Annotated in this window: 18 protein-coding genes; 3 read left to right on the forward strand and 15 right to left on the reverse strand. The window is 44.3% G+C overall.

Annotated elements, in window-relative coordinates:
* Positions 1–15: 15 nt before the first annotated feature.
* The 14 genes from tnpB to prfB form a co-directional block, all read right to left on the reverse strand.
* Positions 16–345, reverse strand: a complete 330-nt coding sequence (gene tnpB / locus HRR27_RS07845) for an IS66 family insertion sequence element accessory protein TnpB (protein WP_173269097.1) — start codon at positions 343–345, stop codon at positions 16–18.
* Positions 342–692 carry a transposase gene (locus HRR27_RS07850; RefSeq protein ID WP_173269095.1) on the reverse strand — a complete coding sequence of 117 codons (351 nt, stop codon included), beginning with the start codon at positions 690–692 and terminating at the stop codon, positions 342–344. The genes tnpB and HRR27_RS07850 overlap by 4 nt, the downstream gene beginning before the upstream one ends.
* Before the next feature lie 85 nt (positions 693–777).
* Positions 778–1,887, reverse strand: coding sequence for a KpsE/RkpR family capsule polysaccharide export protein (locus tag HRR27_RS07855; RefSeq protein WP_173272526.1), 1,110 nt, complete (start codon positions 1,885–1,887; stop codon positions 778–780).
* The gene (locus HRR27_RS07860; protein WP_173272528.1) at positions 1,884–2,603 is read right to left on the reverse strand and encodes an ABC transporter ATP-binding protein; all 720 of its coding nucleotides are present in this window, start codon (positions 2,601–2,603) and stop codon (positions 1,884–1,886) included. Before HRR27_RS07860 ends, HRR27_RS07855 begins: the two co-directional genes overlap by 4 nt.
* Complete coding sequence (locus HRR27_RS07865) at positions 2,600–3,385, reverse strand: ABC transporter permease (protein WP_173272530.1); 786 nt, start codon at positions 3,383–3,385, stop codon at positions 2,600–2,602. The genes HRR27_RS07860 and HRR27_RS07865 overlap by 4 nt, the downstream gene beginning before the upstream one ends.
* Positions 3,386–3,395: 10 nt before the next feature.
* The gene (locus HRR27_RS07870; protein ID WP_173272532.1) at positions 3,396–5,075 is read right to left on the reverse strand and encodes a polysaccharide biosynthesis/export family protein; all 1,680 of its coding nucleotides are present in this window, start codon (positions 5,073–5,075) and stop codon (positions 3,396–3,398) included.
* Between the two features lie 58 nt (positions 5,076–5,133).
* Complete coding sequence (locus tag HRR27_RS07875) at positions 5,134–5,481, reverse strand: hypothetical protein (protein WP_173272534.1); 348 nt, start codon at positions 5,479–5,481, stop codon at positions 5,134–5,136.
* Positions 5,482–5,542: 61 nt separating this feature from the next.
* Positions 5,543–6,787 carry a capsule biosynthesis protein gene (locus tag HRR27_RS07880; RefSeq protein ID WP_173272536.1) on the reverse strand — a complete coding sequence of 415 codons (1,245 nt, stop codon included), beginning with the start codon at positions 6,785–6,787 and terminating at the stop codon, positions 5,543–5,545.
* A gap of 27 nt (positions 6,788–6,814) precedes the next feature.
* Positions 6,815–8,905, reverse strand: coding sequence for a capsular polysaccharide biosynthesis protein (locus tag HRR27_RS07885; RefSeq protein ID WP_173272538.1), 2,091 nt, complete (start codon positions 8,903–8,905; stop codon positions 6,815–6,817).
* 41 nt (positions 8,906–8,946) lie between these two features.
* Positions 8,947–9,294 carry a hypothetical protein gene (locus HRR27_RS07890; protein WP_173272540.1) on the reverse strand — a complete coding sequence of 116 codons (348 nt, stop codon included), beginning with the start codon at positions 9,292–9,294 and terminating at the stop codon, positions 8,947–8,949.
* Positions 9,291–10,679: a cytochrome P450 gene (locus HRR27_RS07895; protein WP_173272542.1), complete on the reverse strand. Its 1,389-nt coding sequence runs from the start codon at positions 10,677–10,679 to the stop codon at positions 9,291–9,293. Before HRR27_RS07895 ends, HRR27_RS07890 begins: the two co-directional genes overlap by 4 nt.
* A 304-nt stretch (positions 10,680–10,983) precedes the next feature.
* Entirely contained in the window at positions 10,984–11,646 is a 663-nt protein-coding gene (locus HRR27_RS07900; RefSeq protein WP_173272544.1) for a hypothetical protein, read from the reverse strand.
* Positions 11,647–12,182: 536 nt separating this feature from the next.
* Complete coding sequence (gene lysS, locus HRR27_RS07905; protein ID WP_173272546.1) at positions 12,183–13,694, reverse strand: lysine--tRNA ligase; 1,512 nt, start codon at positions 13,692–13,694, stop codon at positions 12,183–12,185.
* Positions 13,695–13,855: 161 nt separating this feature from the next.
* Positions 13,856–14,951, reverse strand: a protein-coding gene (gene prfB, locus HRR27_RS07910; RefSeq protein WP_173272548.1) for a peptide chain release factor 2 whose coding sequence is annotated in 2 segments (ribosomal slippage) — positions 13,856–14,878 and positions 14,880–14,951 — 1,095 coding nt in all. Because the reading frame shifts where the segments join, the coding sequence is not laid out codon by codon here.
* A gap of 239 nt (positions 14,952–15,190) precedes the next feature.
* Here prfB and HRR27_RS07915 point away from each other — a divergent pair.
* On the forward strand, positions 15,191–15,889 hold the full coding sequence (locus tag HRR27_RS07915; RefSeq protein ID WP_173272550.1) for a DUF5610 domain-containing protein: 699 nt from the start codon (positions 15,191–15,193) through the stop codon (positions 15,887–15,889).
* An 82-nt stretch (positions 15,890–15,971) separates the two neighbouring features.
* Here the strand turns inward: HRR27_RS07915 and HRR27_RS07920 are convergent, their stop codons facing one another.
* Positions 15,972–16,619: a response regulator gene (locus HRR27_RS07920; RefSeq protein WP_173272552.1), complete on the reverse strand. Its 648-nt coding sequence runs from the start codon at positions 16,617–16,619 to the stop codon at positions 15,972–15,974.
* A 415-nt stretch (positions 16,620–17,034) separates the two neighbouring features.
* Here HRR27_RS07920 and HRR27_RS07925 point away from each other — a divergent pair, with 415 nt between their 5' ends.
* Both HRR27_RS07925 and trxA read left to right on the forward strand, forming a co-directional pair.
* Positions 17,035–18,447 carry a class II fumarate hydratase gene (locus HRR27_RS07925; RefSeq protein WP_173272553.1) on the forward strand — a complete coding sequence of 471 codons (1,413 nt, stop codon included), beginning with the start codon at positions 17,035–17,037 and terminating at the stop codon, positions 18,445–18,447.
* A gap of 94 nt (positions 18,448–18,541) precedes the next feature.
* A complete protein-coding gene (gene trxA / locus HRR27_RS07930; protein WP_173272555.1) occupies positions 18,542–18,907 on the forward strand; it encodes a thioredoxin in 366 nt (121 codons plus the stop codon).
* Positions 18,908–19,101: the final 194 nt, after the last annotated feature.

Genomic DNA, 19,101 nt, shown 5'->3' on the forward strand with positions numbered 1-19,101 from the left:
CGCGGATTATAAAGACTAACTCAGTGATAAGGAAGTCTCGAGCCGTTGCCAAGGCAAGCCCTGCACCAGTGCCAGACATTGTTCAGGGGAGAGTGTCACGGAATCGCCCCGCCACAGCTCAGCCCAATGGAATTTACCTTGATTCAAACGTCGAGCACACAGCCAGATGCCTAAGCCATCGTGGATCAGTATCTTCATTCGATTGCCACGCTTATTGGCAAACAGATACGCATGATGGGGTTTGGCCTCACCAAACACGGCAATGACACGAGCTAATGCGGTATCGGGTCCTGCACGCATATCCATGGGTTCAGTCGCCAGCCAATAATGATCAATGCGAATCATGACTGCACCGACTTGACAAAGGCGCTTAATTTGGCCAATTCTGTGACAGGCCAGTGCACAGCAATCTTGCCTTGAGGTGCAGGCAGTTCGACCAAGAGCGTTTGAGGCGATGACGGCGGCAGATCGTTCAAGACCAGCGGAATAAATGCCGCTTGGGAAGCATGGCGCTTTTTAAGCTGACGCTTCCAGTTCTGTATTTGATTGGCATTGATGCCGTAGTCTCGAGCCACTTGTGCAATCGAGGTGTTAGGGTCCTCGCAAGCGGTCAAAACCTGCTGTTTGAATTCCCGTGAGTAGCGACGGCGAATCTTTTTGACTGTGGGAAGCGTTGATAGTGTGTCTGTCATAATAAGTGCCCATTTAAAATACGTGGGCACCTAATTATTCACAGATAAGTGTGGTTGGTAAGAGGTGTTTACCGGATAGTTACACTTAATCTTTATGATCTTTAATGATCATGAACACCATTTTCAAAATCAGCGTGATAAATACAATCAGCAAACTAAAAAGGCTACTGAGATAAAGTCGTTGCGGCTCGGTTGAATATTCCGGCAAATTCGGCTCCGCCAAAACCGACACCTGTTTAAGCTTGCGCGCCGCCTCGACACGAGTGGCTTCCAAGGTCGCCAAAGAATTGGCGTACAGCTCTTGGGCAAATTGTGCTTTTAATTTCAGACTTTCAAATTCCAAGGTCACCTGATTTAAAGCTTGTCCGCTTTGGCTGGTCAACTTCTTTTGTTCTTGTTGAATCTGCTTTTCCAAAGAGTCGACTTGGCTGTTCAGCAGCTTCATTTCCGCCGAACGCGCACTTTGAAAACTGGATAAAGAAGTTCTTTTCGCTTTTAAAGAGATAATTTGCGCCTGCAATTCGGTGATAACGCCGGACATACTGACCGCTGTCTGCGAAGGCGACAAGAGCCCTTCTTTATTCTGAAAATCTAAAACCGCGCGATTGGCTTCAATCAGCCGTTCACTGAGTTGCGCAACCTGTTTTTCGATAAAGTTAACCTGCTCTTGCGCCAGCCGCTGCCCCATTTTATTCATGTGTTGTTCGCCGTATTCAAGCAAACGCTGCACCACTTGTTGCGCCATTTGCGGACTGAACATTTGCGCCTCGACGATTAAAACGCCGGAATAGTCATCCAGCTCGACACTGATACGCGAGAGATAATAGTCATAGAACTTTTCTAAAGGCAGCTGCGTATCTTTCAAGCGCGAAAAATAATCAATGCCGGACTGCGCAAAATGGCTGCGTAAATCGAACTCCGCATCCAGCTTTTTTAACATATCCATCGACTGTAAATGATCGCGCAACAGCAGCAAATCGGCACGATTGCCCGCCGAACCGCCGCCAAGCATCGATGAAAAACTGAGCTCCGGCGGTGCAATCTCTGGAGACTGCAGCACCACGTGCGCTTTGGAAACGAAACGGTCGGTGGCGATTACCGAAAAATAGACAATCACTAAGCCGATCAGTAGGAAGCTGATTAACCAGAGGGGTTTAGCGAATTTTTTGATGAGCGAATCTACGATTTTTTTCATTGCATTACTTTTTTGGGTACGGATTGAGCGGCAATCAATTCTTCGGGAAAACGCTTGGTTTCACGAAATACTTTGTAAGCCTCAAGTGCTTGGTTAATCTCGTCAAACCAGTAAGCCCGGCCTTGATGCAGCCAGATGCCGGACTGACACAGATCGCGCAAAATGCCTTCGGAGTGCGACACCATGATCAAACTGGCTTGACCGATGCGGTCTTTAAAGGCTTTTGAGGCTTTGGCTTTGAAAGTTGCATCGCCTACGGCGGTTGCTTCATCCGATAAATAGACATCAAAATCGAACGCCAAAGACAAACCGAAACCCAGACGGCTACGCATTCCACTGGAATAAGTGCGCACCGGATGATCGAAAGCTTTTCCGATCTCGGCGAACTCTTCGACAAACCGCACGGTTTTAGCGACCAGTTCTTCGCCGCCGTGCAGACGCGCGACAAATTTCACATTTTGCCGCCCGGTCATCGAAGCTTGAAAACCGCCGGACAGGCCGATCGGCCAAGAGACCGAGCAGTTACGAACAATCTGCCCTTTGTCGGCGGTATCCATCGAACCGATTAAGCGCAACAAAGTGGATTTACCGGCACCGTTCTGCCCCACCAAACCGACACTTACCCCTTTGGGAATGGTCAGATTGATGTCTTTTAAAATCCAATCGCTGGCATCATCGCCGTGATAACGCTTCCAAAGGTTTTTGATTTGAATCATTTCACCTTCAACCTTGCCTCAAAACGTAAATTCAGGCTAATCCCCAAAAACACGCTGCCGACCGTCCAAATAAACAGATATTGATAATTGATGCCGCTGAGCGTCCAGTAGCCTTCAAAAAAACCGATACGAATCAGTTCGATGGCATGCAATACCGGATTCCACAACAAAATTTCTTGAATCGCATGCGGCATATGATGAAAGGGAAGAAAGGCCCCTGATAAAATCATCAGCGGCAGAGACAATACATTAATAATCTTGCCAAACTCGGTGGCGAACTGCGTCACTACCGCGAGGGTTAGTCCCACGCCCAGACCGAAAAACCAAAGCGTCAGCCAAGCCCCCATCGAGAGCAACAGGTTATGTGGTGTCATGGTGAAACCCAATAACAACATACCGATAACAAAAATTAGCAACACTAACAGATGCAGCAAACCTATGGTGAAAATGCGCACAATCACGGTGTCAATCGGCTTGAGCTGACGATAGGCAAACAACGCCTTTCCGGCACCAATTGCATTCATGCCGTTATTCATGCCGTCACGAAACATAAAAAAGGCGGCTAAGCCGATAATCATCCACGGAATCATATCCACCCCACCAATCTGATCCATGACCCGAATAAACGAACGTAGCCCGACCATGACGACCACAAACAGAATCGGCTCGACAAACAGCCAAAACCACGCCATGCGATTGGCAAACAAGCGCGTCAAAACCTCGCGCATAAAGAGCGCGTAGTAGACGTTTCGGGTGACTTGCCAAGCGGAACGGACTTGCAAAACTCAACCCTTACAGATCAAATGCGACTTTAGCCGCAATTGCTATTTGGTAAAGAATTTGTGAAACACTGGTCGCTAGCTGTATATTTTTGGTCGGCACTTTTGGTAAGACTAAAATCTCATCGCCCGGTTTCACAACGGCGGACGAATCCGCCAGAACTTCACCACTTTGACGAATTAAGACAATTTTGTCTTCATCCGCTTGCTCGGTAAAACCGCCGGTTTTATTAATGTAATCTTGCAGCGTCCACCCTTGTTGATAAACCAATGAGGTGGGTACTAAAACCTGACCACTGACTAAAACCGATTCACTTTTGGTTGGCAAGGTAATAACATCGCCATCTTGAAGACGAATATTGGCCACACCGTCATTTCCAGCGACTACGAGACGACCATTCGGTTTGACTTCAGCAGCGCGCCTAACAAACCCCATAATCAGCTCCGCCTCTTTAACACGAATACTGGCTTCTTCAGCGGTGGATGAGGTGGCGGTCAAATAGGTTTGCTCCAGTCTTTTTAGGCTGGAATCCAGCGATGCCTTTTGTTGTTCAGCAACACTTTTACGGCGAATGGAAACACTTTCAGTGGCTGTCAATTCGTCATCCACCGCAATATTGGCCAACAATTCTCGTAATTTTGCGTTCTTGGGCAAAATAAAATGCGACTTACCTAAGTAACTGCCTTCAACTTGAACCAAAATCGTTTGCGCACGTTGATCTTGAGCAAACACAATCTGGTCCCCATTTTGAATCATGCGTGCTTTAAAATCCTCTAGACTCAAGTACTCGCTCACAGGGCCTGCTTGATTAAAACCCTGCATTAACACATGCGAAACGCCAGCACCCAACACCACATAATTAAACAGTTCTGCACCTGCTTCTTGCGCTGCATTTAATTCATACAGCATCGGCTTTTGGGAGGCATCCACCACACTGACTACGGCACCGCGTTGAGCAACTACAATGGTATCGCCCTCTTGGAGTTGTAACTGAGGCAGTGCACCAGCAACCAAAAACTGATACAGGTCAAAACTGGCGACTTTTTCGCCTTTACGCATCACTGAAATATCTCGGTAACTGCCAGTATCTGCATTAATTCCCTGGGCTTGGTTTAAAAAATAAATGACAGAATCGGTTGGCGTGCCGGCATAGCGTCCTGGCTTATTAACAAAGCCAGTGACAAAAACCGAAACCGGCTGCACGCCTTGTAATTGCGTGTAAACACTCGCTCCATCGGTGTAAATGGTTTTAATCGCGGCGGTGACTTTTTGATTCAGTTGGGATTGCATAACACCTTGTACGAACACAGGTCCAATGGACGGGATAAAAATATTCCCTTGAGCATCAACGGGTAAAACGCGATCCATTTCAAAGCTACCCCAAACTCGCACCACCACTTGGTCTCCGGGCACAATTTTATAACTGCTATTTAAGCCATCGGCTCGAACACCGGCAAAGCCGCCAGTAAAAACTTGTTGACCAAACACCTTAGCGCCTTTCATGCTGACATTTAACGGGCCGTAATTTACAGTTTTCCAGACCTGCGTTTGATCCGAAACCTGTTGATCCACCAGCAAAGATTGCGCAGACTGAGCTTGCGGGACATCGCCGGCATTTTCGCCAATTGCAAAGGCATGGTTAAACATAACCATGCTCAAAAACAAGAATAAAGCTGAAAGAATTTTTTTCATAAGGTAAGCCTTTAAGCCCTTAGTCAATCTAAAAAAGGATTAAATCCGGTCACAAAACTTAAAAAGTGACTTGGTTAAAATACGGCATAGGCTGCCAATAATTGTCCACTGTTTGACAAAACACGCGCAAACCGGATTGAGTCCCTGCGACCTGCATACAAGGTTTACCTAAAGCCGACATGTACAAAGATTGAACGAGGTATGCTTCATTAGCATCGCCTTGCAAATTCGGAAGTTCAATAGACGCATTTAATGCAATCGATTGAGCAGGAAGCTTGACCCAAGAGGCTGGCACAACGTCAGTCAGTTGCAACTTAGTATCCGGGTCAATAACTTTGGCTTGACAGGCTGCCAACAACAGCATGAATACAGAAACAGAAAATAGTCTTAAAAGGGATTGATTCATTTTTTATTTTTAACCTAGTGTTCTTATAATTCTTGTAATGACTTCTCAATCAGCATTTCAATTATGAATCCGACTTGAGTTCAAGCGCCCCATCGGCAAGGCAAATCTTATTATCAAGGCTTGGCATCATGCCATAAAAACTGCCGTTTAACTGGCTTGTACAAACCAAATAACGGCGATACTTCTCAAACAAGACTGCATCCGGCTTAAGCTGCTGCTGCCAAAAGTGCGCCAACGAAACCCCATGATTGGTTAAGCCTTCGATATCGTAAATCGCCTGTCCCATGACTAATGTGGGTGTGCCATGAAAAATAGAAGAGAGACCCACCGTGCTATTGACGGTTATGGTACCTTTGGCGTGTTTTAAACAATCTGGCAAGTAGACATCATGGACCACACAAATTCTTTTTGGTACACCATAGACCCTAGCTTGCTCTTCAATAAAAGATGTGTAGTTTTTACGCCCACGATCAACAGGATGATGCTTAAACATCAAACACACATCTTTAGGTGCGTGCTGTGCAAAAGATTCCACCACCTCAATAATGAATTTTTCAATTGATGGATAACCCGAATGCTTAAGGATTTGAAAATCATTGTGCGTTTGCAAAGGTACAAAAAAATAGTCTTTGGTAAAGCTCTCAGTGATGCGCGCTAACTTGTTTCGCTCTTTAAGCTTATAAAACTGTTTTCTTACAAAACTGCGGATACCGTAAAACGCTTCTTTTAAGCCTGAAAAATCACGGTGATGGCGGTAGTGCGGATAGGCGTAATGAAAGACATTGCCCAAAAAATAGTAAGTCATTGCACTGAATATCATCGCTGAATGACTAAAATTCGAAGGGACACATGAGACCTCAGGTAACTTTTCGAGATCTAAAGCATCGTAAAACCCGCGATCACGTCGAATCCGGCTATTATTATTCACCCCATGTTTTTCAAATGTAATGAAGTTCGGTCGAACATAACCTTCTTCAAACACAAACACTTCAATACCAAGTTTTTCGGCCGCATAAATCGCTTGGCTTTGATAAAAGCGACAATCACCAAACAAGTAAAGCTGCTCAATTTGGTTCTGCACTAAAAAATCTGAGACAGAACGCTGCCAATATTTGCGTTTTTTTCGATAAGGCGTGTAGTTATCGCGATAGGAGAAAAACTGGTCTCCGGCATTCAATCCAATTTTGTAGGTGATAGCGCCCTTTTTTCGCAACTCATTGTCCAACCTTTTAAAAAAGTTGCCCATAGGCCCTTGCAAAAGCAGAATACGCTTACCATTCACGTTGTTAGTTCGACTCGATTTCATGTTGCGTACTTTACCGTAAAACATTCATTAACGACTATAGATACGCACTGTTTTTTGGAGTTTTCTCAGTGCACTGTTACGTAAGCGTAACCAGAATCTTATCAAACTCGATTGCTGAATTTTTTCACGCTGTGCGCTCAAGCCGGCAAACACCACCTCAAGCTCGCAAGCAGAATGGGTTTTTGGATTGATATAACGAGGGTAAAGCAACAAGACACCGGCCAGCAATTCATTCAACGAGAGTCGCCGCTGCCGACTCTCGCAAGGTTGGAGGTCTTCCGTTAAACCCCAGCCAGCATAAAAAGGCTTCCCATAGGTAACGACTTTTTTTCCGCGCATCAGGGCCTCAAACCCAACCAAAGACGTTAAGGTGTGCACTTCATGTGCTTGCTCTAACACACTGTCGATACTCACTTCGGTCACAATTTGATTGCATGAAACCAGGGCTTCTTGTTGATCGATCCGCCCGGTACGATTGCCCACCAATACATCAGGATGGGGTTTATAAACAATATAATCATCAGGACAGTTTTTTCTAACCGCTTGTAACAATTTTAAATTTGTCATACCGGGCGCACCAAACCGAATCGATGCATCATCTTCCACTTGACCAGGGACGAGAATCACTTTGCGCCCTTTTGGAAAACTCAAGACCTGATAGTGATACAAGTTATATTTAGAAAGCTTTTGCGCAACCAAATAATCAGCAGCCTGCTCGGCGCGCTTGAGCAACTCTAGCTCAGCTTGAAAATCGTAGGTTAATAACAGATGTTCTAAATCACTGGCGGCTGTTGGATCGAAATAAATTCCGCGCGCATCCACCACCAGAGAATAGGGCTGAGTTAAATCCGAGCCAAGGGATATAGAGCGCACAAAACCATCTTCTATACGATAAAGCTTGATTTGATTAACCCGCGCATACTCTTCAACCTCAGGAAAGGCTTTGCGCCCCCAAATACAGAAACAGCTCTTGGCATTTAAGCCTCTCTTTAAAGCCTTATCTAAAGCGATTCGCGCATGCGGGTGCGCACAAAAAGGCATTTTAAATGGATTAAGAAACACAAACTTGCCAACCTCTCCCGCCCGAAAGAACGGTTTGACATAAGGCCGTTTCCACCATGAAAAACCCAAAAAGAACGCTATATCCGCTTTGGGTATGGCTCGCTGTTTAAGGCGATTCAAGGTATGTAAAACCTCCAGCAGATTGGACGATTTTTGCTGATAAGAATCATAGTAAGTTGGATAGAGAATGTAAGCAGCGGCAAAAACCTCTTGGAGACTCAATTTACGCTCTCGACGTTCAATCTTGACACGATCATCGGTTAATCCCCAACCGGCATAAAATGGCACACCAAAACACACACATGCCTTACCCAGCAACAAGGCTTCAAATCCCATTTGCGAGGTTTTTGTATAGACCTTTTCAAAATACGTTAATAACCCGATTGGATTAACATCTTCTTGAATTAGGATGCAGTATTGGGCGGCAAAATCCAAATCAATATCGGATGCCTTTTTGCCCGATAAAACATCGGGATGAATCTTGAGATAGATTCCCGCACCTGGATTTTCATCAATCGCTGCTTGAATTAAATCCCGAGTAGAAAATTGATTACCATATCCATAAGCCAAAGAGGCATCACCCTGAGTCTGAGCAATCACCAATATTTTTTGTCTCGGCGACTGTAATTTTTCGAACAGCTCAGGAAATGTCTCCGCATGAATATTTGGAGCATGATTGTATTTGGAAATGGCATGTTTTTGAATAAACTCAATCGCTTGCTTAGCCTGTTCAATTAAACCAGATTGTTTGGTGAAATCGGTTTGATTCAGCAAATTTTCTAGGCGCGATGGACGTGTCGCATCATAATAAATCCCCACATCATCCAGAACCAGGCTCATTGCTTGCGCGCCATCGACACCTAAACCCAAAGAACGGATAAAACCATCTTCAAGTAAGGTAAAAGAGCCATTAAAGCGTTTGGCGCACCACTGTGCAAATCGTCCACTACGCTTTTGCCCCCACCCAATAAAATGTCGATTCCCAGATACACTTAACAGCGCTTTAAGGTTGTACCAATAGAATCCATAACCGGAGAGATTAAGCACTTTGTTCATGGGGAGCGATGTTAAGGGTTGTAATATCGGCAATTGAAATCCTACTTGATTGTTTGTTTTTCAAGGCCTTTTTGCAAGACAAGATCAATAATGGGTTGCTCGCGCTTATTTGCACGACGACAGTGGTCAAGCTGAAAGTAATCTGTAAAGGCAATAACCCGTTTGGCCCACTTTTTATTATCGCGTTCGCGCCAAGCGTGTGAAGAGACAGATTCCCACGCATAACCATTGAATACAGTGGCATTAACAAAATGATCCATCGCCCGAACGCCTGCACGCACTCGATGCCGGCGTCCCGTAAAACCAAAAACAACAATCAATAAATAACCAAATACTGCCAAAGGCACAATTAAACACATTAATCCAAAACCGACAATCCACTCTTTCATTCAGGCGCTGCCTCACTGCTTCTTTTGATCATTTTTACGTTTAACCCATTCTCTGAACGAATCGTTATTTTACCCACGGGCTTTGGTTCAAATCCAGCTTCTAACTCAAAACGGTATTCACGGATTAAGGTGGCTAAAATCAACATCGCTTCTTGAATTGCAAACGACATACCAATACAAACACGCTGCCCCATGCCAAACGGCAGATAAGCGCCTCGCTCTGATGGGTCGCCATTATCAAAGCGATGCGGACAAAAACCATGGGGGTCTTCCCAGTTATTTACATTCCGCTGAATCAACCAAGGAGCGATGATAATCGCATCTTTGGGTTTGATTTTTTTACCGCGCATCTCAGTCGCCTCTGCTGATTGACGTGCAAAAAAACCGACCGGAGGGTAAAGTCTAAGCGACTCCATAAAAACCTGTTTAAGATAAGTGAAAGCCTTCACATCTCTAAAGGTGAAAGGGTCTCTGGCGTTGACCGCTGTAATTTCAGCAAACAGCTTATCTTGCTCCTCCGGATACAATGAAATCAAATACAACGTCCAAGTCAAAGCCGCCGCTGAAGTTTCATGCCCCGCTAAGAACAACATCACTATTTGATCAGCAATCTCTTTAATGCTAAACGCCTTATCAGACTTTTCAGCGGTTTCAAGAACCGCATTCAGAATGTCACTCTCTCTTTGCCCTTTTTTAAAGCCTTCCGAACGTTGTTCAATAACACGCTCAATCGCTCGGCGAATAACCTTACCTTCCGCAACTCGCTTTTTATCGAAGCGTTTGAGCAAAAAATTATTGGCAATACCAAACATTCTCAAGAGCGTAATCAGTGGAGATTTCTGCTGGTAACCCGCAAAAGCCGTCAACACCTCTTTCGCCTCTTTTTCATCAATACTGGTCGACATTATCGCTCTAAAAATAATGTCGGCCGTGACCAGCGTCATTTCAGGCTCAATATTGAAGGTTTCGCCACCATTTACCGGTTCTTTTGCCAAACGCAACATCATCGCATCCGTGGCTTGCGTCATTCTAGCAAAAATACTTTCTACATTATTTTGCTTAAAACCGGGCACCAACAAATCACGCTGACGCTGCCACTCTTCTCCATTGGTGGTAAAAATACTGTTACCCAATAACGGCTCTAAAACTTCGTGCAAAATATCATGTTTAGGGAAATCATTAGGCTGCTCTATCATGATTTTTTTGACCTCTTTGAGATCATTCACCATAAACAACTTGCTCGTAGGCAACTGTATCTCACCCATTTTCATGGTATAGCTGCGAGCATACAACGCATCCATCCACGAACGGCTTTTTTTGAAAAAAATCTTAAATAAAGACGCTCTCTTTTCGGACGGCGGTGGAAATATCGGACATCTTGCCATTTAAAATTCCTTATTAAACTTTATTTGGACTAAGGAGACGCAGAACAAGTCACAATTGCCTTCAGCAAGGTGTTGCAAGCAATAAACTCCAGGCTTGCCTTGAAATGCATAGCCAAAGCAATGGATAAAAGGCGTAACAACGAAATTGCACTTGTAAGCCTATCCCACAGCAGCTTTGATCAATTTAGCTGCGCTGTATTGCTTGTTTTTGTCAGCTCTACACGTGGCTATAAACAGCCGTCTCACTTAGTTAAATTGTTCTGTACCTGACGCCACTTGGCCTTATTCAGAATCACTCTAACGATTATTTTAATAAGCGTTTGAAGACACCTGCATCAAACAGCAATTTTTGATAGTTAAATAGGCTATTTTCGGGGTGTTGCGGATTATATAAATAAAGAAAGTGGATTTGATAAAAATCCCACTTCAAACTGGCGTAAAAACGTTTATCGAAAATCTCATGAAAACCTGCTGACAATGTTAAATCGGGCAATATTTCAGCATGATACGCAGGCGTCACTTTATAAAAGGTCACCGCATCTTTTCCTGAGGTAACATCTATCCATTTGAACTGACGTAATGAAATGCGCTTTAACTTATCATTAAACCAAATCGCTTCCGGCAAAATACTCACACCGCTGACACAATGACCAAGTGTCACTACCGTCAATCCTTCACCCAACCCTTCCTCAGCCAATTCGGCCATGATACTCAAACATAAAATGGTGCCTACACTGTGCGCCACCAAGACGACTTCATCATATTCACCGGAATCTAAAGCACTCAAAACCTTTGCCTTAAAATGGGATTCTGCCTGCAACACCAAAGGAACTTCACGCTTTGAATAACGGACAAAGAAGTCCATAATCCGATTTACCCAAAATAGGTTCAATTTATCTAAACCAAGATACAGTAGCAGGTTGACAACGCCAAAGCTCAGTAAAGCAAACAGGGTTATCCATGACACCTGCCCAGTGAGGCTAGTCCAAATAAAATAACTACAGCCAAATAAGATAAGCAACAGCCAGAAAAAAAAGAAATAGGGAGAGAACGCTTTTTGCAAACCATCGGCGCGTGACAGTCTAAACAGCCGGCCCCAAGTACCCTTGAAAACATAATCCGAAAAGGTAGTTTTAACGTTTTTTAGATTCCCCAAAAACCCCCTTGTCCAATAACGCCTTATGACTTTATGCCAAGAAAGCAGCTCATAATCGACTTCCAAATCATCCTTTTTATAAATAACCCGAGATTTCTCATTGCATGTCATTCCCGCTTTTATTTTCGGAAACTCGCTCAACAGAAGCTTTTTATAATAAGCCTCGCTTCTAGGGTCAAAACCGGGAATGTAAAAGACTTTTCGTTTAATACTCAATCCACCTATATTGATAACCTAATTAGTGAAAATGGCAACCCGAGCGCCCACCACCAATAAAATCAAACAAAAACCCCGCAATTGCGGGGCTTAACGAAAGCTTGAAACCTGTCAGACAGGTCTTTCAGGCTTTACTGCTGTCGCATATGTGGGAAAAGCAATACATCACGGATAGAAGCCGAATTGGTAAATAACATGACCAAACGGTCAATTCCAATTCCTTCACCTGCGGTTGGCGGCATACCGTGTTCCAGTGCAGTGATGTAATCTTCATCGTAATGCATCGCTTCATCATCACCGGCATCTTTTGCTTCAACCTGTGCTTTAAAGCGTTCCGCTTGGTCTTCGGCATCGTTCAGCTCGTTAAAGCCATTGGCAAGCTCGCGCCCACCAATAAACAACTCAAAACGGTCGGTGATAAATGGGTTTTCGTCATTACGACGCGCCAAGGGTGACACTTCTGCCGGATATTCAATAATAAATGTCGGATCTTTCAGCTTATGCTCTGCTGTCTCTTCAAAAATTTCCGTCCAGATTTTCCCTAAGCCGGCGCCCGGTAAGACTTTAATACGTAAGGATTCTGCCAATGCTTTTGCACTATCGTAATCATCTAGCTGCTCGGAAGTTACCCCGTCGTTATATTTTAAAATGGCATCTTTCATGGTCAAGCGCGCGAATGGCTTACCAAAATCAAACACTTCACCTTGGTAAGGTACCGTGGTTGAACCAACCGCCATCTCGGCCAACTCTTTCAACAACTCTTCGGTGTAGTCCATGAGTTGATGATAGTCGGTATAAGCCGCATAAAACTCAACCATAGTAAATTCCGGATTGTGGCGAGTAGAAAGCCCTTCGTTACGGAACGAACGATTGATTTCAAATACTCGCTCAAAACCGCCGACCACCAATCTTTTTAGGTATAGTTCTGGAGCGATTCGTAGAAACAACGGCATATCCAACGCATTGTGATGTGTTGCGAATGGCTTAGCAGAGGCTCCACCAGGAATGACGTGCATCATCGGCGTCTCGACTTCCATAAAGTTTTTACGAATCAAAAACTCGCGTACGTGTTGCACAATTTTAGAACGCAGAACAAAGGTATCGCGGCTTTCCTGATTAACAATCAAGTCGATATAACGCTGGCGATAACGCACTTCTTGGTCTTGCAAACCATGGAATTTATCCGGCAGCGGGCGCAGAGACTTGGTAATCAATTCAAGTTTTTCAACGTGAATCGACAACTCACCAGTATTGGTTTTAAACAGGTAACCTTCAGCGCCGATAATATCGCCCAAATCCCATTTTTTGAACTCTTCGTTATAAAAACCTTCTGGTAAGTCATCACGAGTCACATACAACTGAATGCGATCCGAATGGTCTTGAATGGTGGCAAAACTCGCTTTCCCCATGATACGACGTAGCATCATTCGCCCAGCAACCTTAACGCGTACTGGCTCAGCCTGTGCCATCGCGTCTTTTTCCATATCGCCATAATTACGCTGCAGATCAACAGCATCATGCGCGCGGCGGAAATGGTTCGGATAAGAGTGGCCCTTATCACGCAACCCTGCTAATTTTGCACGGCGTTCCGCAATAATTTTATTTTCATCAACTTCTGGCACACTGTTTTGCTGTTCGGACATTTATCTACTCGCTTAAAAATAAAAGCCGCCATGAAAGGCAGCTGTTTACTGGGTTCAATTTTGATTGCGGCTATTTTACGGCTTTTACCGTTTAATCGCTAGGGGCTGTTGACAATTCATAACTAAGGCTGCGCCTTCATCTGATTGTCATGACGCACGGCCTATAATCCGGCTTTCAAGCTGGCTTCAATAAACTGATCCAAATCGCCATCTAATACTGCACTGGTATTCCCCGTTTCAACCGAGGTACGTAAATCCTTAATCCGTCCAGAATCCAACACGTACGAACGAATTTGACTGCCCCATCCAATGTCCGCTTTAGAGTCTTCCAACGCTTGTTTTTCCGCATTACGTTCGTGCATTTCCAGTTCATATAATTTAGCGCGAAGCTGCTTCATCGCCTCGGCCTTATTCTGATGCTGCGAACGCCCGTTTTGGCACTGCGTTACCGTATTGGTTGGCAAATGGGTAATACGCACAGCAGACTCGGTTCGGTTAACGTGCTGTCCGCCCGCGCCTGAGGCGCGATACACATCAATGCGCAAGTCCGCAGGATTGATGTCTATCTCAAAACTGTCGTCAATTTCAGGGGAAATAAACACCGATGAAAAAGAAGTATGCCGACGATTCGATGAATCAAATGGGGATTTACGCACCAGACGATGAACGCCCGTTTCGGTGCGTAACCAACCATAGGCATAATCGCCTTGGACATGTATTGTCGCCCCTTTAATGCCCGCCACATCGCCGGCGGTGATCTCAACAATCTCCGCTTTAAAGCCGTGCGAATCCGCCCAACGTAAATACATCCGCAGAATCATGTTCGACCAATCTTGCGCTTCCGTTCCACCGGAGCCAGCCTGAATTTCCAAATAACAGTTATTGGCATCCATTTCACCGCTGAACATGCGCTGAAACTCGAGTTTATCAATCAAAGCACCAAGACGGTCACATTCGATAATGACCTCATCGACCATCTCTTGATCGGCTTCCATTTCAGCCAATTCCAGTAATTCTTGCGCACTGCGACAACCATCTTCTAACTCTTTAATGGTGGCAACAATATTTTCCAATTGGACTTTTTCTTTACCTAAACCCTGCGCTTTTTCCGGATTATTCCAAACATTCGGATCTTCAAGCTCTCGATTCACTTCCTCTAAACGCTCAGACTTGACTTCGTAGTCAAAGATACCCCCTAAGCACAGAAGTACGTTCCAAATAATCTTTTAGACGGCTGTAAACGGGATTTAATTCCATACTGACTGATTCCTGTAAAGACGTGCCGCAGCACATTTGAAATTTTGCGCGAATGATACCAGTTTTTCAGCAAATCTGCGCTTTAATCCATGACAGAAAGTAAAAACTGACGTTTTATAATTTATTTTTTTCTCAAGTATTTCAAGCAATTGCCGATAAGCTACTATAGCGATAGAATCAGTTTAAAACAGACTCTATCATGACCATGACCATGACCCTTCTCTCTTAGGAGCACAATAATGGATATTAAAGCGTTCGGTGCTCTTAGCGCCTACCAAAAAAGTGCCGATGCGGCCCAAGAAAATCGGGGACGCGGTGTGGATAAATCGCTCAATCTACCCGACCAAGCATCAGAACAAGCCAAACTGAGAACAGCCACTAATCCAGCGGCCGTCAAATTTGAACAACAAGCCAGCCTTGTCGCCAATCTTTTTGGCAACAGCAATAACGCTGCGCAATCTGGCCTTCAAATTTCATTTCAAAGTGCGATTGAAGAGATTAACAAACAGCTACGGATTGATTTGGGTTTAGACAAATCGGCCGCCGACCCAATCAGCAATGACACCTTAGCCGCACAAGGCGGCATGGATTATTGGACACCGGAAAATACCGCTCAGCGCATAGTGCAAGGCAGCACAGCTTTTTTAAGCGGCTTTCAAAAAGCCCATCCAGAGCTGGAAGGTGAGGCCTTAGTCACACGTTTTTTAGACGTGATCGGGCAAGGCATCAGTGACGGTTTTTCCCAAGCGAAAGGATTTTTAGGCGACCTCAATGTACTCAGCGAAGGCATAGAAAACACCATTAATCAAACCTATGATTTAGTGCAAGAAGGCTTAACAACGTTTAAAAATGACTATCTCGGCATAACAACTACAAGCACCACAAGTGCGGCGGAATTGAGCAGCAATAGCACTATTAAAAATGAAGAATTAACATAAAACATATACTTCAAGCCATAAAAAAAGCCCGATATTAAATCGGGCTTTTTTTATGGCAAAATAAGTTATTAAAAACTAAACGTTATTCAATTTCTTCCAAACCGACACGAGTCAAACCTGATTCGTTTGCATATTTGGTCAGTTCCGCAGTCGATTCCAATGCCAATTTAGACATTAAATTTTCACGATGCTTTGAAACTGTACGGTCTGAAATTTCCAACATATCCGCAATATCTTTGGTTTTATAACCTTCTGCAACCAACTTAACAACTTGCTTTTCACGCACCGATAAACGACGGTTTTTCAAGCCTTCGGCAGCTTCTAAAGACGGCTGAATTTCTGAATGGATGAAAGAACCGCCCTTGTGCACTTCATGTATTCCATTAGTTAACTCACGCGGAGACACGGATTTCATTGATAAACCACCAACACCCATATCCAAAACATCTCGCCAAACACTCAATGTTTCTGCAGCAGTCAACACAATGACTTTGGTGTCGGTATAACGCTTCTTAATATGGTTGATAACATTCATACCGCTAAGCTTCGGCATAGAAAGATCAAGCAATAAAATATCCGGAGTTTTGCTACGAACCAATTCCAAACATTCCAAACCATCTTCCGCTTCACCGACTACTTCCAAGTCGTCATGAGCTTCTAAAATCGATTTGAATCCAGCTCGAACCAACGAATGGTCTTCAGCAAGTACTATAGTGATTTTTTCTGACATGAAAAATTCTCTTCTTTTTCAGTGCCGCATTAACCAAGACTAAAGCTACGCACTATTGTTTATTTCTTAAGGATTATGACTAGGCGCTGCGTAATTCTCAAGGAATTTCAAGATAATGTTGAGTTTTTATCCATAAAAGGTGATTTTGTTCAACTTTTTATAACAGACAAACCCATCGATTACAGAAGGTAAAATGAATCGAAAGCATCCGCTCTTATGAATTAAACATTACTTCCTCAGCGCTAGCACCACAACTTTTCGCAATTATACCACCCAAATACAAATTTATAACTTAAGTTGAATATTTTTACTAACTCCGCTTATTCAATTTGAATAAAACCTTCAATGACTCGTTTTTTGAGAAGGACCTGCGTAAAATAACCGCCAATTAAATTTCAATCAAGAGACTTTGACGATGCAAACACTGCAAAATGAATCCCCATCAGCCACACGCCAAGTTAAAGACAGTATGGGGACGTTAGACGTTCCGCTAAATGCACTCTATGGCGCGCAAACCCAACGTGCGATTAACAATTTCCCAATTTCTGGCACACCTTTACCTGCGAGTTTTATTCAAGCGGTTAGCTATGTAAAATTTGCCTGTTCAGAAGCAAATAAAGAACTTGGCTTAATGTCCGATGAGAAGGCAGAAGCGATCCAAACTGCCGCCAAAGCGATTATCCAAGGCGAATACCTTGACCAATTCCCTATCGATGTTTTTCAAACAGGCTCAGGCACCAGCACCAATATGAACGCCAATGAAGTCTTAGCGACCTTGGCGGAAAAACTGACCGGAACCGCAGTGCATCCAAACGATGATTTAAACATGAGCCAAAGTTCAAACGACGTTATTCCAACCGCGATTCACGTGGCAGCTTCGATTGCTTTGGAAGAAAAATTATTGCCGGCGCTTCGTCATTTGTGCAATACCCTAAAAGACCGTGAGGTCGAATTAGCGGGCGTAATTAAAACCGGACGTACGCACTTAATGGACGCCATGCCAATTAGCATGACCCAAGAATTACGTGCTTGGCGCGCACAATTAGAAGACAACATTGCCCGCTTACAAGACACTCAAAAACGCATTCAAAAACTGCCGATTGGTGGCACAGCAGTAGGCACCGGCATTAATGCGGATCCAGAGTTTGGCCCTCTAACTTGCGCGAATTTGGCGACCATCACCGCCATGCATTTTGAGCCGATGGACAATCTTTTTATCGGTTTAAGCTCACAAGATACCGCTCTGGAATTAAGCGGACAATTGAATGTGCTTGCCGCCAGTTTAATGAAAATCGCCAACGATTTACGCTGGATGAACTCAGGACCGCTTGCCGGTTTGGGGGAAATTCAACTACCCGCGCTGCAACCCGGTAGTTCAATCATGCCGGGCAAAGTGAATCCGGTCATCCCGGAGGCGGTCTGTATGGTTGCCGCTCAAGTCATGGGCAACCATACTGCGATTACCATCGGTGCTCAAGCCGGTAATTTCCAGTTAAATGTAATGCTGCCAATGATCGCTTTGAACCTGCTACAAAGTTTAGAAATTTCTGCCAACGCAATCACGCAATTGGCCGACTTAGCCATAAAAGGGTTTAGCGTTAACCACAGCAACATACAGCAAGCCTTAGAAGTGAACCCGATTTTAGTCACCGCACTTAACACCGTTGTAGGTTATGAAAAAGGCGCGGCAATTGCAAAAGAAGCCTATGCCTCAGGCCGTCCAGTTTTAGATGTCGCCTTAGAAATGACTGATTTGGACGAAGCCACGTTGAAGCAATACCTCAATCCAGCACTTTTAACGCAAGGTGGTAATCCACAAATCGCTTAATAGCAGGTAAATTTACGACGTATTTACCCTCACAGGCAATAGTTCAATTGTTACAATGTTGCCTGAAACCAATCGTATAAAAAAGGAATCTCGCATGGCCGTTATCGACCTAAAATCTGACCAATTTGACGACATGATCAACAACAACGATATTGTTATTTTTGACTTCTGGGCCGAATGGTGTGGTCCTTGTAAACAATTCGCCCCAACGTTTACCGAGATTGCCGAAAAATACCCAGAAATCAAGTTTTGCAAAGTGAATGTGGAAGAAGAAGAGCAACTCGCTGCAATGTTCCAAGTTCGCTCGATTCCAACCTTGGTTTTCATGCGTGAAAAAGTTGTGGTTTTCTCAAACCCAGGTGCGATTCCAGGGAATGCACTTGAAGAAGGCATCAAGCAACTATGCGACTTAGACATGGCACAAGTTCATAAGGACGTTGCCGCAGCGCAAGCGCAATAAGCAATAAACGCAGATCAAAACTTTCGGGATAGGCAAATCGGTAGCTTAATGCCTAGCCCGAATGACTTTAGGATCATTTAGATCAATTCTGCGCCTCCCTTGCTTATAATTTTCCCCCAGAAAAACTGCTCAGGTGACATCTCCTGTCAGCGGTTTATCCGGAAACACCTTGCAAAGCTTCACTTGTGAACCGG

The organism is Thiosulfatimonas sediminis (genome assembly GCF_011398355.1).
GTDB lineage: Bacteria > Pseudomonadota > Gammaproteobacteria > Thiomicrospirales > Thiomicrospiraceae > Thiomicrorhabdus > Thiomicrorhabdus sediminis_A.

Bases quoted from the DNA above. Each gene is read 5' to 3' on its own strand.
- HRR27_RS07885 (WP_173272538.1), bottom strand. From the start codon at position 8,905: ATGAACAAAGTGCTTAATCTCTCCGGTTATGGATTCTATTGGTACAAC.
- HRR27_RS07850 (WP_173269095.1), bottom strand. From the start codon at position 692: ATGACAGACACACTATCAACGCTTCCCACAGTCAAAAAGATTCGCCGT.
- HRR27_RS07855 (WP_173272526.1), bottom strand. From the start codon at position 1,887: ATGAAAAAAATCGTAGATTCGCTCATCAAAAAATTCGCTAAACCCCTC.
- HRR27_RS07890 (WP_173272540.1), bottom strand. From the start codon at position 9,294: ATGAAAGAGTGGATTGTCGGTTTTGGATTAATGTGTTTAATTGTGCCT.
- HRR27_RS07870 (WP_173272532.1), bottom strand. From the start codon at position 5,075: ATGAAAAAAATTCTTTCAGCTTTATTCTTGTTTTTGAGCATGGTTATG.
- HRR27_RS07895 (WP_173272542.1), bottom strand. From the start codon at position 10,679: ATGGCAAGATGTCCGATATTTCCACCGCCGTCCGAAAAGAGAGCGTCT.
- HRR27_RS07880 (WP_173272536.1), bottom strand. From the start codon at position 6,787: ATGAAATCGAGTCGAACTAACAACGTGAATGGTAAGCGTATTCTGCTT.
- lysS (WP_173272546.1), bottom strand. From the start codon at position 13,694: ATGTCCGAACAGCAAAACAGTGTGCCAGAAGTTGATGAAAATAAAATT.
- HRR27_RS07920 (WP_173272552.1), bottom strand. From the start codon at position 16,619: ATGTCAGAAAAAATCACTATAGTACTTGCTGAAGACCATTCGTTGGTT.
- HRR27_RS07925 (WP_173272553.1), top strand. From the start codon at position 17,035: ATGCAAACACTGCAAAATGAATCCCCATCAGCCACACGCCAAGTTAAA.
- HRR27_RS07915 (WP_173272550.1), top strand. From the start codon at position 15,191: ATGGATATTAAAGCGTTCGGTGCTCTTAGCGCCTACCAAAAAAGTGCC.
- trxA (WP_173272555.1), top strand. From the start codon at position 18,542: ATGGCCGTTATCGACCTAAAATCTGACCAATTTGACGACATGATCAAC.
- HRR27_RS07875 (WP_173272534.1), bottom strand. From the start codon at position 5,481: ATGAATCAATCCCTTTTAAGACTATTTTCTGTTTCTGTATTCATGCTG.
- HRR27_RS07860 (WP_173272528.1), bottom strand. From the start codon at position 2,603: ATGATTCAAATCAAAAACCTTTGGAAGCGTTATCACGGCGATGATGCC.
- tnpB (WP_173269097.1), bottom strand. From the start codon at position 345: ATGATTCGCATTGATCATTATTGGCTGGCGACTGAACCCATGGATATG.